Below are 14555 nucleotides of genomic sequence, written 5' to 3' on the forward strand. Positions count from 1 at the left end.
AAAAAATATGGAACAAATTATCCATATTCAGTTTTCATGTCAGTTGAATTTAAGAAATAAGATAAGGCACTCATAGAGTGCTTTTTAATTTGGAATTTAGTAGAAATCCTCTAGTATAGTTCTTAATCTATATTTAAATTGGATCTCATTCTTTCCTCGTCCCCCGGTTAGTGGTAGTAATTTCTTTTAAATCCCTTAAAAAGGTCTTGACCTTAGGGTCTTTCGGTTTTTATCATGCCGCAGCGAAGTTAGGAAAACGGCTGGCAGGCGGACTTATCCCCTATGCTGCGAGAAAGCTAAAAAGCAATCTAACAGAACAGAAAGGGTAAGCGTCTTTGTTTTTACTTCGGTTAATGCCATGCCTTGCTTCGTCAGTGTTCCGTATGTATAGACCCTATTCGCTTAACGATTTTCACCGTATGCACCCTTTTACGTAGGCTTGTCCGCATAATATCGTCCCTATGCGACAAACTGAATGCATTCCCTAGCGCCGTAACGCTAACGATAACCACCCGAACCTTTTAGACTAAACGCCTAGGTAAGTTCTCACCTTCCCGCAACATACGAATAGGAATACACTACGGGGCGCTATCCTTGTAAAAGTATACTAAGTACTTTCCGCACGACCGATAGCAAGCCAAGCCGTAATTATCCTCTCGTTATACGTGTCCATAATTACGGTAATCAGTTTTTTACGTGGTTTACAGGCAGTTCCACGTTCGGAAATCCTGTAACTCAGCACCTAAAAATGGCAGCACTTAAGAAGCCTTGCATTCCTCGAATTTTTTCGATAAAATGAAGGTACTGAATAGACAAGATTGTCCGTTATTTAATTGTTGTTGAATGCACGGATTGTCCGTTATTTAGGTTTACTGAATATGCGGTAATTTCCGCTATTTAGTTCTAAGTCGATTATTTTGGGTCACAGACTGCGCCAACAGTCTACCCTACGAGGAGCATCCGCCAAGATGCTCTTTTTTTATTTACAAGAAATTTCGCAGGCTTTCCGCCACTTCGTTCTTATCTAAATGTAGATAACGTGTTGTAACGGATATATCGCTATGCCCTAGCGCTTTAGATATCAACGCAACGTTTGCACCTTTCTTTAAGAGATTCTTTGCAAAACCTCTACGTATAGCGTGCGGATTAATGTTTTTAAGTCCGTATTCTTTCGCATGTTTAGTCATTCGCTTTGATATAATATTATTCGTCGGACTAGTTAAGACACTTCCGCCGCTCTTCGTAATAAAGAGATAATCATTTTTTACGTTGTATTCTCTTCGAATGATTTCGTTTTGTTTCATAAGAACATCTAGCAGTCGTGCAAGAGCGTCGTCAAACGGTAGATATATTGATTCATGATTCTTAATAATACCGCCGTCAACACTTAATACTTTCGTATCTAAATCGACGTGCTTGTGTTCTAATTGCGCTAATGTGCCGACACGTATTCCCGTTTGATACATAAGTAAAATAGCGGTAGCGTCTCGTAAATCTAAGAATCGTGTTAAATCGAGTACCGATAGCAAGATATTAATTTCTCTATCCGTCGCACCTTCTTTAACAGGCGTATCTACCTTTATCTTCACATTGCGCCAAAAGTTAATATCAATCCACCCGTTATCATGACAACGCCCTAGAAACGCCTTTAGACACTTCAAGCGAGTTAATTTCGTTTGATTACTAACGTTCATAGACGATAACCACTCGTAAATATGATTAACGTTTAATTCTTCTAAGTACTGCGTATCTGTTATCTTCATAAAGTGATTAACGTGTAAATAGTAGTCATTTATCGTACGCTCACGTAAGCCTGTCGCCTTCATTTGACGCACAACTATTTCGAGTGCTTTGTCGATTGTTAAATTAAATGTATAACGACCCTCTACGGTCTCTTTCTTCCGTGGATCACTTTTCAATCTATCGCTAAAAATATTCGATAAGTCTTCGCTAATCGTTAAAGAATCACGTCTTTTTGACATAAAAAAATAAGCCCCCTAACTCGTTAGCGACCGCACATTGTACGATTCAACTTACGAATTAGAGAGCTTATATATTGCGGACTTTGACGTCACCGCAAAAGGTTTTTTTAGCGTCCCAGGAGAGATTCGAACTCCCGACCGACGGCTTAGCTTACCACCATAGCTTTCGCTACCAGTATTTACTGTTTGTAGTCTGGACTATATCTTCACCATTTCAGGTGCGACACGTGTAGTCTCTACGGAACCTCACGATGATTTTCATCATACTTCAGAGCCCTTACCATTAAGTTTTCACTTAATCATTCAAAGCTCCTTAATCTTCTTAGGAAGATCGTAAGTTTCCTCGGTATTACCATCAGCCGTACTGTTAAGGCTTCACCGATATAGTGTCGTCCACTCTATAGGTTCTTGTTTCCCTATAAAGGCTCCTATTCTTGAAGGCCGTTGCTCTATCCTGCTGAGCTACTGGGACATGGAGCGGGTGAAGAGAATCGAACTCTCGACCAGAGCTTGGAAGGCTCTTGTTTTACCACTAAACTACACCCGCATATGTTGTTTTTATTTTTTCGCTGATGTCTTATCGACAAGGTTTATTATATTTGCACACAAGGATAAAGTCAACACCTTTTTTCAAAGAGGATAATTTTTCTTATCCTCTTTGAAAAGTTTTATGTGCGACAACTTTTCCATCTAATGTTTCAAAACGAATTTCGATGTCTTTTTCGTTTACTTCTAACAAAGTAAATGTCTTTTCTTTACGGGAACGTGGTAGTAAAATGCTTCCAGGGTTGATGAATAAAATACCATCAATAAATTCAGCTCCCAACATATGAGAATGTCCAAAGCATACAACATTCGCTTCCACTTCTTTTGCTCGATACAAAAGTGTTTGCAAGCTCATTTTAATGTTATACCGATGACCATGCGTAGCAAAAAAACGGATTCCTTCTACATCAGTAATGATTTCTTCGTCAAAACCATTATAGAAATCACAATTTCCTTTCACTACTTGGAACCCTTGTAAATCAGGATGATCAGGTGTTAGTTCCGAATCACCACAATGAATCATAATATCTACATTTCCCTCATATGTATCCTTTAATTGCTGTAATTCTTTCGTAGAACCGTGACTATCGCTTACAATTAAAGCTCTCATCGGTCTCTCTCCCCTTATTCTTCGTTTAAAAACCACGCTGGAATTTTCTCTTCTAACTTACGAAGAGCACGCCCGCGATGACTAATTTCATTCTTCTCATCTGAAGTTAGCTCAGCCATCGCCCTTTTATATTCTTCTACATAAAAGATTGGATCATATCCGAAGCCATTTTCACCACGACGCTGTTCTAAAATCTTCCCTTCACATGTACCGTTTACAATAACTGGTTCTTTATCTTCCTCTGGAAAAGCAACTGCTAATGCACAATAAAAACGCGCTTTACGCTTTTCCATTGAAACGCCATCTAACTCTGTTAAAACTTTATCAATATTCGCGTGGTCATCTTTTGGTTCACCAGCATAGCGTGCAGATCGCACACCAGGATTTCCATTTAACATATCAATAATTAAACCCGAATCATCTGCAATCACAATTGAATTTAACTGTTTACATAAACTGTCTGCTTTCAAAATTGCATTTTCTTCAAAAGTTTCACCAGTTTCCTCAACTTCTTCAATATGAGGGAAGTCATGAAGAGATTTTACCTCTAAACCAAACCTCTCAAATAGCTCTGCAAATTCGCGCACTTTCCCCACATTTTTCGTTGCAATAACAACTTGTTTCATCTTTTCCACCTCTACTCTATGTGAGATACGATGTCGCCTAATGCTTCTTTTTGTTTTTCAACGAGTTGCAAAATACCATGTTCCGCTGCATCAAGCAATTCATTTAACTCTGCACGGCTAAATGTTGCTTCTTCTCCAGTTCCTTGCACTTCAACGAACTGGCCTTTCCCTGTCATAATGACATTCATATCAACATCAGCTTTAGAATCTTCTGCATAGTTTAAATCTAATACTACACCTTGGTCTTCAACAATCCCAACAGATGTTGCAGCTAAATAATCTTTCACTGGAATTTTAGATACCTTTTCTGCTTGTAATAATTTTTCAAACGCTAACACCATGGCAACATAGGCACCTGTAATCGACGCTGTTCTTGTTCCACCATCTGCTTGAATAACATCACAATCAATCCAAACCGTTCTTTCTCCAAGCGCTTCTAAATCAACAACTGCACGAAGAGCTCGTCCAATTAAACGTTGAATTTCCATCGTACGACCTGTTACTTTTCCTTTACTGGACTCACGAATTGTACGCTGTTCTGTTGCACGTGGAATCATCGCGTATTCCGCTGTTACCCAGCCTTTTCCTTCGCCTCTCATAAATGGTGGTACACGTTCTTCAATCGTCGCTGAACAAATAACCTTCGTATCTCCAACTTCAATCAGAACAGACCCTTCTGGATGTTTTAAATAATTTGTATGAAGATGTATATGACGCAGTTCTGCCGCTTCTCTACCATCTACTCGCATAAAATACCCCCTAATAACTACTACTTGTTAGTATAGCCCATTTTCAATTTATGATTATGTATAACAATAGAAGAAGGGGAACTCAAAAAGAAGATTCCCCTTTCTTACACAATTATATCAAATTATTTACGATTAAAAACTACCTGTATTCACGTTTTGTGGACGATCAACCGGTTTTGTTAGTTTTTCACCTTTTTCATTAACAAGATTGGCTTTCCCGTTTACTTCAACTGAGACATTCTTCACGCCTTTCTTTTCCGTTAAAGATAAAACGAGTGATTGCAACACATAATCTGAAATCATACTTTTTCCCTTATCTGTATATATATTTTCATTGAAATTCAACGTAAGTTTCCCATCTTGCATTTTCGGTTCACTAATAAGCTTCACACCAGGATTAAAATCATTGATTAAAGCTGAACCTGACGGCCCTTTAACAAGCTCGTTCACAACCGTTGCGACCTCATGTTCCTTCCCTTCTGTCACGCGGCGTGTCACTGGCACATAGTATTGTTTTTTATTATTTTGTGCTAAGAAATAAAGTGTCACTGGCTTCGTGTTCGTGACATCTGCCACTTGTTCATCATCAAAGTTAATACCATCAGCACGGCTCACACCTTCACCAATCGGCGTACCAGCAACTGGCATCTTCACCAATTTCTCACCATTTATTTGAAACTTAACTTGTTTGATCTCTTTAAATTGCGTTAATGTCCAAGCAACCGACTCAATAATTTGACGTTCTTCTTCTTTTTTATAGCTCTTCATTTCCTTTGAAAAATCAATGACTGCCGTACCATCCTTTTTCAAATCCATAGTCATTGTTGTACCTGCTGGAAGAACTGCCTTAAACCCATTTGGTAGTAAGTTCTCTACCGGACCATCCTTCACTAAGTATTCTAATGTTTGTTTCACAACTTCATTTTGTTTTGGAGTAGGCAATGCTAACGTTTGAGGCACAACATAACCATTTTTATCAACAAGGTATAATTCCCTTTGCATCGTTTGCTCTTGCTTACCTTTCTTGGCAGTATCTTTCTTCTCACCGTCTGTATACGAAACTTTTTTCGGTGGATCAATTTGTTCTGTCTCTTTCTCCTTATTTAACAAACCGCACCCTGTGAATAACACTGCGCTTACTGCAGTACAAACAAGCCATTTAAAAGTGGATTTAGGCATACTATTCCCCCCTAAAATCTAAGTTTGTACTATGTATACGAGCCTTTTATCGTTTTAGAACAAGCAATGACCACTTCTCTTACAATTTATAAAACAAAAAAACTCCTAATTTCTTAGGAGTTTTCACACAAATATACTATTTTACTTACAAATTAATATGCTTTACATTTTCAATTGGTTGTCCGAACCATTTAGATGCAATTTCTTTAAATAAATCAATTTTCCCTGTTGTTAAGAAGAGATGATCACTTTGCTCTTCTCCTTCATTCAACATCTTACTATGATATAAAATCGTACTCACTTCCCGAGCCGTTTCATCTCCAGAACTAATTAACTGCACCTTATCTCCCATTACCCGCTTAATAACCGGACCTAGAATTGGATAATGTGTACACCCTAAAATTAATGTATCGATTTCAGTAGTTTTCAGTGGTTGCAACGTTTCTCTAACAACCTCATACGCCATCGCACTCTCAAAGTTTCCACTTTCCACAAGTTCAACAAACGGCGGACATGCTAAACTCTCAACCATTACACGATTATTAATAGATTTCAGCGCTTCTTCATATGCACCGCTTTTTACTGTTCCAATTGTCCCAATAATACCAACATGATACGTATTCGTCACTTTTAAAGCTGTACGCGACCCAGGATGAATCACGCCTACTACCGGGATTGGTAATTGCTTTTGCATCTCTTCTAGTACAACCGCAGTCGCCGTATTACAAGCAATGACTAACATCTTAATATCAAGTGCCAATAAATGCTCCGTCATTTCCCATGTGAATTGACGTACTTCCTCACGAGAACGTGGACCATAAGGGCAGCGCGCTGTATCTCCCAAATATATAATACGCTCTTTCGGAAGTTGACGAATTAACTCTTTCGCTACTGTTAACCCTCCTACTCCCGAATCAATGACACCAATCGCTCTATTCAACATAATCACCCATCTTCTCATTCATCATCTTGCTTTTGCATACGCATATATCTTACATACTTTAGGTTTTATAAACGAAAATAGCCTGTTTTAGTAGATTTTTAAATATGTACCTGTATAGACCAGGGACTTTTTTATTTTGCTCCTTTTCTTCGCAATTTGCAAGACAGAAAAATAGCCGACCTTTTATAAAAAGTCGGCTTCACCTATTATAATTCGAGTTCTCCCATACGAAGAAGCTCAACAACCGCTTGCGAACGTCCTTTAACCCCTAGCTTTTGCATTGCATTTGATATGTGATTGCGTACAGTTTTTTCACTAATAAATAGTTCACTTGCAATTTCTTTCGTCGTTTTATCTTGAACCAATAATTCAAACACTTCTCTCTCTCTCTTTGTGAGTAACGGTTTAGATTGATATGCTTTTTCCTTCAACTGGTATAACCCTCCTTGCTTAAGCCAGAGCTGTATATGTGTAAGTTGGGTGTTTATTTAGTCAAGATATTGTATGAATAAAATGTGCAGGTGGTGAATGAAAATGGGCGAATTTCTACACGTTATTTATGACTTATATATTAGGTGGAAACTTCCAAGAGTTTTTTTGTTATTCACCTTTCTTATTCAAACATAATTGCATTTACTTCCCACCCTCCATTTATTACCGCTTTCTTTCCGGAAGGATTCACCGAAAAACCGCCAATACTACGAAATAGCAATGTATGTATTTCATAACAATTCGATTTGCATACAAAAAACGTATTGGTGGTGTCATTATGCTCTCGGGCTTAAAACGATTTTTAATTGGTAGACCACTTAAGTCAACAGCACTAGGAGAACAAAAATTAAATAAACTAAAGGCGCTCGCTATTCTATCTTCTGATGCCCTTTCTTCTGTTGCATATGGAACTGAACAAATTTTAATTGTTCTCGCTGCATTTGGGGCGATTGCTTTTTGGTATTCCATTCCTATCGCAATAGGGGTTCTTATTTTATTAACAGCGCTCATTTTATCATATAGGCAAATCATTTTTTCCTATCCACACGGAGGCGGTGCTTATGTTGTTTCAAAAGAAAATTTAGGCACAAATGCTGGGCTCATTGCAGGAGGATCCCTACTTGTTGATTACATCCTTACTGTAGCCGTAAGTGTTTCTGCCGGAACCGATGCTATTACATCAGCTTTTCCGACTTTACACACATACACAGTTCCTATCGCAGTCGTACTCGTTTTATTTATTACAATTTTGAACCTGCGGGGCGTCACTGAATCGGCATCAATTCTAGCTTATCCTGTCTATCTCTTCGCTTTCGCACTTGTTGTTTTAATTATTGTTGGTATATTTAAAATCACTTCCGGGCAAGCTCCCGCTAATTTACATACACCAATTGGAACTGTCGTGCCTGGCATTACACTCTTCTTCTTATTAAAGGCATTTTCATCGGGCTGTTCCGCTTTAACTGGGGTAGAAGCAATTTCCAATGCAATTCCAATTTTCAAAGAACCTGCTGCGAAAAATGCAGCAAAAACACTAGTTATCATGGGCATGATTCTTGCTGTTTTATTTACTGGCATTACATTTTTAGCATATTGGTATGGAATCGCACCAACACATAATGAAACTGTCGTGTCCCAAATTGCTTCAAATATATTTGGAAGAAATTTTGTATATTACTTTATTCAAGGAACAACTGCTCTTATTTTAGTATTAGCTGCCAATACAGGCTTTTCAGCATTTCCACTTTTAGCATTTAATTTAGCATCAGATAAATATATGCCGCGTATGTATTTAATGCGCGGAGATCGCTTAGGATATTCAAATGGGATTATTACACTAGGCATCGGTTCTATCTTTTTAATTATGGCGTTTCAAGGCAAAACCGAACAATTAATTCCACTATATGCAGTAGGGGTTTTTATTCCTTTTACATTGTCACAAACGGGGATGATTATAAAGTGGATACGCGAAAAACCGCAAGGCTGGGTACCAAAATTATTAACAAACTTACTAGGCGCCCTCATTTCGCTAACTGTACTTCTCATTTTTTTCCTTACGAAGTTTACACACGTATGGTCCATTATTGTTTTCCTACCCATCATTATTTTCATCTTCCATCGTATTCACAATCATTACGTTGCGGTGGGGGAACAATTACGTATTGATTGCAATAAACTCCCTAAAAAAATGACTGGCAATATCGTCATCGTACCTATCGCCGGTATTACAAAAGTAGTCGAGCAATCTATCAATTACGCTGAAACAGTTGGTGATCAAGTTATCGCTGTATACGTAGCTTTTGATAAAGAAAGCGAAATACGTATGCAGGAAAAATGGAAAGAGTGGAGACCAAACATCCGGCTTGTTACATTTGTCTCATCTTATCGAAGCTTAATGCGACCTATTGCAAAATTAATTACAATTATTCAGCATGGGGCAGAGGAGAAGAATCATTTTGTTACGGTACTTATTCCTCAATTCATCACTAAAAAGAGCTGGCATAACGTTCTACACAATCAATCAAGTGTATTATTACGCGTATACCTTTTATATAAACAAAACGTTATTGTTACTACTACGCCCTACCGCTTTCGAAAATAAAAATAATATACACCTAAAGGGGACTTTCTCCATCCATTTCCCTTTAGGTGTATACCCTAAAACACATTACAAAACTGTAATCTTCTTTCAGAAAAATGTAATATAATTCGATAGTTTCCATGTTCTTTTCCATGTAAGATAAAAGTATAAAGAATCACCAATACATAAAGAACAACATGGTGAGTCGTAAAAGGAGAGGATTTTAAAATGGCGAAAAAGTTACGTAAATCTGAAACGGATAAAATGTTATTTGGTGTATGCGGTGGTTTAGGAGAATATTTCGATATAAGCGCTAGCATGATTCGTATACTGTGGGTAATTGCGATTTTATGCTTTGGAACAGGGTTTTTAGCTTACCTTGTTTGTTTATTGCTTATGCCACGTTCTTACTAAAAAGGCACCGGTGCTCAATCGGTGCCTTTCTTTCATCTTGTTACTTTTTGATGGATCATATTTTCATTTTGTGTTAACAAATACTTATTTGCTAAAATAAGAAATACACTAGAAGTCCACGTAAATGCTAAATCACGCAATCCTTGCCCGGTTTGTGCATGAAAATTTTCAGCCATCCCACTTTTATTTGCCATCATACAAAAACGAGAAGCAATATCCTTCGCAAATTCATTTTGATCCACTGCTTGTAATGCCTCTGTCATAATAAATGTTGTCGGTGCCCAAATTGGCCCGCGCCAATATCCATCATCTCGATAGTGGGGACTTCTTACACTTTCTGTTGCAAATCCATACTTTGTCAAAAAGTGATTTTCTTTTTTCAATTCTGTAAGTAAGCTTTCAATGATTTCTTTCGGCAACCTTTTCCCTAAAATGAGGGGAATATATAACACAAGACTATCTGATAATTCATAGGAATGATTCCCAGATTGCGGGGCAATAAAACGGTTTTCTCTCCAGCAATGTTGAATCATACGATCGAGCGTTATATTCGCTCGCTCTTCCCACCTCTTTGCTTCTTCTTCAAACCCAAGCTTTTCTGCAACTTCCGCTAATACTTCCATTTGCAAAATAAGAAATGAGCTTAAATCCGGGCTCTCAATAGGAGCACCATGGTGAAAAATCGTACTATTATCCCAGCCACTATCATTTCCATGATTATATTGAGGAATCCCATCCCCATCATCATCGCGATATGTAAACCACCAATCTGTCCATTTGCATAACGGTTCATACACTTCTTGTAAATGCTCTTTTGTTATAAAATCTGTATGTTCCATCATCCATTTCAGCGTCCATCCATGAATAGGCGGTTTACAGCAATTCCATAGTCCACTTTTATCGTTAATATAATCTGGTAATACACCGCACTCATCTTGCTTATCAAAGAAAATCATAAATTGATCCCACGCCACTGCCGGCTGATGCATCGCTAATGCCATCGCATTAAAACAATGATCCCAACTCCATATATTCGTCATCCAGTTTTTTGACATATACATCGCTTTTCGCGGTAAATATCCTTCCGCTTCTACCATACAAGACCATGTAATATAAGCTGCTAGCTCTTTTCCTTTCCGTAAGTCTTCCGGAACAGCTAATGTATGACGCAACCAATTTGCAAAATCCGCTCTAACAGCGTCCACTTCCTCTATAAATGCCTTCTTCTCCTTTGGCTTTCGCAATACTGTTTTATATTCGGTTAGCTCCACATCAATCCCTGATTCTTCATCTTGCGCATAAATATCAACAATAATATGTTTACAACGAAGTTCTTCAAACGGGGCATCCATATGCATAACCCCTTTTATAGCAGATAAATGGAACCTCATTTCTTTTGAAAAGCTATTAATTTCCCAACCACCTTGTGCACTTGGAATACAGTAATCATAAGAACTTGTAATCCCAATAAAACGTAGATGAAGACTCTCTGAATAAAAGCGAATTGTATCAGAGTGTGAAAAACAAACCTTCACATCACCTTCTACAGTTTGGAGCGTGAGTAAGGATGGAGACATCTTCGTTTCACATGGTAAAACCTCTCCGTTTCGATTTAATACCTCTATTTTAAACACTTCACCAAAATCATCGTCACCACCACGAATGTTTCGAATCAGTAATCCGTTATCATAGTTTAAAGAAATAACTAAAAAAGAACCGTACCGACTAAATGGAACTTGTTGTAGATCAAACATTTACATCCCCCTTGGAAAGAGCCCTACCAATAGAAGGTCCCTCTTATAATTTAAGATTCTTTTACAATCTCAAAAGCTCTTTTATGATCCCCATTGAAAGGAACAATGTACACTTCAAACTGGCATGGCTCTGGCTTTAATTGATACTCCGGAAGCTGAGCCGGTCCACAACTCGCGCTTCCTAAACCATTTTGCTTATAATCTAAATGGAATGTAACAAACTCCCTTTCTCTTAATTCATATAAATGTTTCGCTTTCTCTAAATCTTCTGTCGTGTAAGGCAACGCACTAAAATTAAAACCTTGCGTACTATACGCAACAAATCCAACTTGATATGGATCACATAATGAAACCCACTCTACATCTGTTCGATTTCCCGTTTCTTGCGGAAAAACATACGGGAAAAATGAATCTTTTACAGTCATTTCATACAAATCTATTTTGTTTGCTTCTTTACTATCCACATACGATTCTCCTGGTCCACGCCCAAACCAACTTACATTTTGATATTGTTTCGGTAGACGCATCTCAAGCCCAATTCGCGGAAGCATCTCTGGTAAAGTACCGCTCGGATTAAGCTTTGTCTCTATTTTCATCGCTCCGCTTCTTTCAATTTCATACGTATAAGTAAACGCAATCGTCCAGTTCGCAACAAGCGGAGAAAGATTTCCTTTTACAACAACTTCTATATTCTCATTTTCAAGTTGCATAGCTTCTATACTCGCTACGTCATGCTTTACGAGATGTACATATTGTTCTTTCCACTTTTCAACTGCATACATATCATTATCGATGGTTGCCCGCCAAATATTTAATTCAGGCCCTTCCTCCATAAGCGTTTGTCCTTTAAAGGTCCAATTTTTCATTCGCCCTGTTACAGGATGAAAAGAGATAGCAAAATTTTCACCCGTAACACGAATTTCTTCCTTTGTTTCCTGTAAAGTGACTGGCTCATATACATTCAAATCTCTTTTTCTTCTTATTGTTTTCTGAGCTGGAATACAAAATTGTTCCCAAGCTATTTCATGCCCTGCTACTCCCCAATTTGTGTCTGCTCCTAACACAATCGAAACTGTTACATAGCAATCCGCCTCTGTATGAAGGGCTATATCCTCTTTAAAAGGCAGCTGAATCTCACAACTTTCTTTCGGTAACAAAGGCGGTGCATCTATAGAATGACTCGCAATCACTTTTCCTTCTTTTTTGACAGTCCACTGCAAGCGGTAGCCTTCCAATGAACGAAAATCATATATATTTTGCACCGAAATCTTCCCACTTCGTACATCGATTTCTCCTATTTTAATAGGTTCAATTATTTTCTTATATTGCAGCAAAGCTGGCGATGGCGTTCGATCTGGTAAAAGTAGTCCATCAATGCAAAAATTACCATTATGCGGAGTATCTCCAAAGTTACCTCCATATGCAAAGTACTCTTCTCCGTTTTCATTCACTTGACGTAACCCATGATCAATCCATTCCCAAACAAAGCCACCTTGCAATCTTTTATGACTATAAATCGCTTCCCAATATTCTTTTAATCCACCTGGTCCATTCCCCATTGCATGGGCATACTCACATAAAATATGAGGTTTTTCCCACTTTTCTTCTTCTGCATAACCAATAATCTTTTCGACTGAAGAATACATGGTACTAAAAATATCAGCGACTTTCGTTTCTCGATCCCCTTCGTAATGAATGATTCTTGATTGATCCAGCTCCCTACACTTATTCGCCATCGCAATAAAATTACAACCGAACCCAGATTCATTTCCGAGTGACCACATAATAATGGAAGAATGATTGCGATCTCGGCGCACCATACGTTCTACACGATCTACATAAGCGTTTTCCCATTCAGGATTATCACTTAACATGTTTGCATTACCAATTAACTCAAATCCATGACATTCCAAATCAGCCTCATCAATTACGTATAGACCATACTCATCGCAGAGATCATAAAAACGTGGATCATTCGGATAATGTGCCGTTCGCACCGCATTAATATTGTGCTGCTTCATAAGTATGACATCTTGCTTCATTGTTTCATATGTGACATATCTCCCTGTATCTGGGTCGTGATCATGACGATTCACCCCTTTAAATATAATGGGAATACCATTAACAAGGAGATTCCTATCCTTCATCTCAATCATACGGAAACCAATCTTCTGTGAAACCACTTCTACAACTTCACCATCTTCATTTCGAATCGTAAACAACACGATATATAAATATGGTTCTTCTGCAGACCATTTCTGTGGATTTTTGACAAAAAACGAATGTGTATCATCTAAAATACTCTTCCCCTGTAGGTCCAAATGCGACGTATGTTGATCTAATACTTCTCCATTCTTATTGCAAAACTTATACTCTAGCACATAATTTTTATTCAGAAATTGTTCGTTGCAAATCTTTGTACTTAGTTGTAACACACCATTTTCATAATTCTCATCCAGCGTTGTACGTAACGCCATATCGTAAATATGTACAGCAGGTTCATGCACAATGTACACATCACGAAAAATTCCACTTAACCACCACATATCTTGATCTTCTATATAAGATCCATCACACCATCTATACACACATACTGTCATCGTATTCTTTCCAGCATGAACAAAAGATGTAATGTCAAACTCTGCTGTCAAACGACTTCCTTGGCTATATCCCACTTCTTCTCCATTTATCCATAAATGAAAGGCACTATCCACACCTTCAAATCGAATACGAATACATCCACCGTTCCAACTTTCTGGTATATAAAATTCATTTTTATAACAACCAACTTGATTTTCAAATGGAACATGGGGTGGCTGAACCGGAAACGGATAATATAAATCGGTATAATGTGGCTTTCCATACCCTTGTAATTGCCAATGCCCAGGTACATGAATCCTATCCCACTCACTACAATCAAATTCACTTAAGAAAAAATTCTCTGGAAGTTGCTTCGGGGATTCTAAGTGCAAAAATTTCCACATTCCATTCAGCAATTTGTAATAAGAAGAGCTGTCACGCGTAAAAGATAGAGCCGCTTGTTCCGTTTGAAACGGAATAAAGTGCGCTCTCCCTTCCATACGATTCCGCCCTGTTACTTGAACATTTTCTAAATCCGCTAACATGTTAAGTCCCATATCGATCCTCCTTTTTGCATTCACTTTCTCATATCATTTCTAC

General features: G+C 38.0%; 11 protein-coding genes and 1 tRNA gene. 2 read left to right on the forward strand and 10 right to left on the reverse strand.

Translation table 11 applies throughout. From position 1 onward, the window contains the following. Positions 1-983 precede the first annotated feature (983 nt). The 8 genes from CN373_RS12705 to gerE all read right to left on the reverse strand — a co-directional run bounded on the left by CN373_RS12705 (position 984) and on the right by gerE (position 7066). Positions 984-1982 (reverse strand): tyrosine-type recombinase/integrase, encoded by a 999-nt coding sequence (locus CN373_RS12705; protein WP_098359471.1) that lies wholly within the window; start codon positions 1980-1982, stop codon positions 984-986. A 473-nt stretch (positions 1983-2455) separates the two neighbouring features. After that, positions 2456-2529, reverse strand: a tRNA-Gly gene (locus tag CN373_RS12710). A 102-nt stretch (positions 2530-2631) separates the two neighbouring features. After that, on the reverse strand, positions 2632-3138 hold the full coding sequence (locus CN373_RS12715) for a metallophosphoesterase (RefSeq protein WP_001202054.1): 507 nt from the start codon (positions 3136-3138) through the stop codon (positions 2632-2634). A gap of 14 nt (positions 3139-3152) precedes the next feature. After that, positions 3153-3764, reverse strand: a complete 612-nt coding sequence (locus CN373_RS12720) for an XTP/dITP diphosphatase (protein WP_425290437.1) — start codon at positions 3762-3764, stop codon at positions 3153-3155. 11 nt (positions 3765-3775) lie between these two features. Continuing rightward, positions 3776-4513: a ribonuclease PH gene (gene rph, locus CN373_RS12725; RefSeq protein WP_001261760.1), complete on the reverse strand. Its 738-nt coding sequence runs from the start codon at positions 4511-4513 to the stop codon at positions 3776-3778. A gap of 132 nt (positions 4514-4645) precedes the next feature. After that, positions 4646-5692: a GerMN domain-containing protein gene (locus CN373_RS12730; protein ID WP_001126729.1), complete on the reverse strand. Its 1047-nt coding sequence runs from the start codon at positions 5690-5692 to the stop codon at positions 4646-4648. A 145-nt stretch (positions 5693-5837) separates the two neighbouring features. Then, a complete protein-coding gene (racE, locus tag CN373_RS12735; protein ID WP_033664287.1) occupies positions 5838-6653 on the reverse strand; it encodes a glutamate racemase in 816 nt (271 codons plus the stop codon). Between the two features lie 188 nt (positions 6654-6841). Further along, positions 6842-7066 carry a spore germination transcription factor GerE gene (gene gerE / locus CN373_RS12740; RefSeq protein ID WP_000659494.1) on the reverse strand — a complete coding sequence of 75 codons (225 nt, stop codon included), beginning with the start codon at positions 7064-7066 and terminating at the stop codon, positions 6842-6844. A gap of 338 nt (positions 7067-7404) precedes the next feature. On the opposite strand from gerE, the gene CN373_RS12745 reads away from it, so the two are divergent. Beyond that, complete coding sequence (locus CN373_RS12745; RefSeq protein ID WP_098359473.1) at positions 7405-9228, forward strand: APC family permease; 1824 nt, start codon at positions 7405-7407, stop codon at positions 9226-9228. A gap of 207 nt (positions 9229-9435) precedes the next feature. Next, positions 9436-9621 (forward strand): PspC domain-containing protein, encoded by a 186-nt coding sequence (locus CN373_RS12750; RefSeq protein WP_001085269.1) that lies wholly within the window; start codon positions 9436-9438, stop codon positions 9619-9621. 32 nt (positions 9622-9653) lie between these two features. On the opposite strand, the gene CN373_RS12755 is transcribed toward CN373_RS12750, so the two are convergent. Together CN373_RS12755 and CN373_RS12760 are read right to left on the reverse strand one after the other, a co-directional pair. Beyond that, positions 9654-11375: an amylo-alpha-1,6-glucosidase gene (locus CN373_RS12755; protein WP_000459965.1), complete on the reverse strand. Its 1722-nt coding sequence runs from the start codon at positions 11373-11375 to the stop codon at positions 9654-9656. A 50-nt stretch (positions 11376-11425) separates the two neighbouring features. Next, positions 11426-14512 (reverse strand): glycoside hydrolase family 2 TIM barrel-domain containing protein, encoded by a 3087-nt coding sequence (locus tag CN373_RS12760; RefSeq protein ID WP_098359474.1) that lies wholly within the window; start codon positions 14510-14512, stop codon positions 11426-11428. Positions 14513-14555 lie beyond the last annotated feature (43 nt).

Source organism: Bacillus cereus, assembly GCF_002561295.1.
Taxonomy (GTDB): Bacteria; Bacillota; Bacilli; order Bacillales; family Bacillaceae_G; genus Bacillus_A; species Bacillus_A cereus_S.

Coding starts and splice junctions, on each gene's coding strand:
- CN373_RS12705 (WP_098359471.1), bottom strand. CDS start 1,982: ATGTCAAAAAGACGTGATTCTTTAACGATTAGCGAAGACTTATCGAAT.
- CN373_RS12715 (WP_001202054.1), bottom strand. CDS start 3,138: ATGAGAGCTTTAATTGTAAGCGATAGTCACGGTTCTACGAAAGAATTA.
- CN373_RS12720 (WP_425290437.1), bottom strand. CDS start 3,764: ATGAAACAAGTTGTTATTGCAACGAAAAATGTGGGGAAAGTGCGCGAA.
- rph (WP_001261760.1), bottom strand. CDS start 4,513: ATGCGAGTAGATGGTAGAGAAGCGGCAGAACTGCGTCATATACATCTT.
- CN373_RS12730 (WP_001126729.1), bottom strand. CDS start 5,692: ATGCCTAAATCCACTTTTAAATGGCTTGTTTGTACTGCAGTAAGCGCA.
- racE (WP_033664287.1), bottom strand. CDS start 6,653: ATGAGAAGATGGGTGATTATGTTGAATAGAGCGATTGGTGTCATTGAT.
- CN373_RS12745 (WP_098359473.1), top strand. CDS start 7,405: ATGCTCTCGGGCTTAAAACGATTTTTAATTGGTAGACCACTTAAGTCA.
- CN373_RS12750 (WP_001085269.1), top strand. CDS start 9,436: ATGGCGAAAAAGTTACGTAAATCTGAAACGGATAAAATGTTATTTGGT.
- CN373_RS12755 (WP_000459965.1), bottom strand. CDS start 11,375: ATGTTTGATCTACAACAAGTTCCATTTAGTCGGTACGGTTCTTTTTTA.
- CN373_RS12760 (WP_098359474.1), bottom strand. CDS start 14,512: ATGGGACTTAACATGTTAGCGGATTTAGAAAATGTTCAAGTAACAGGG.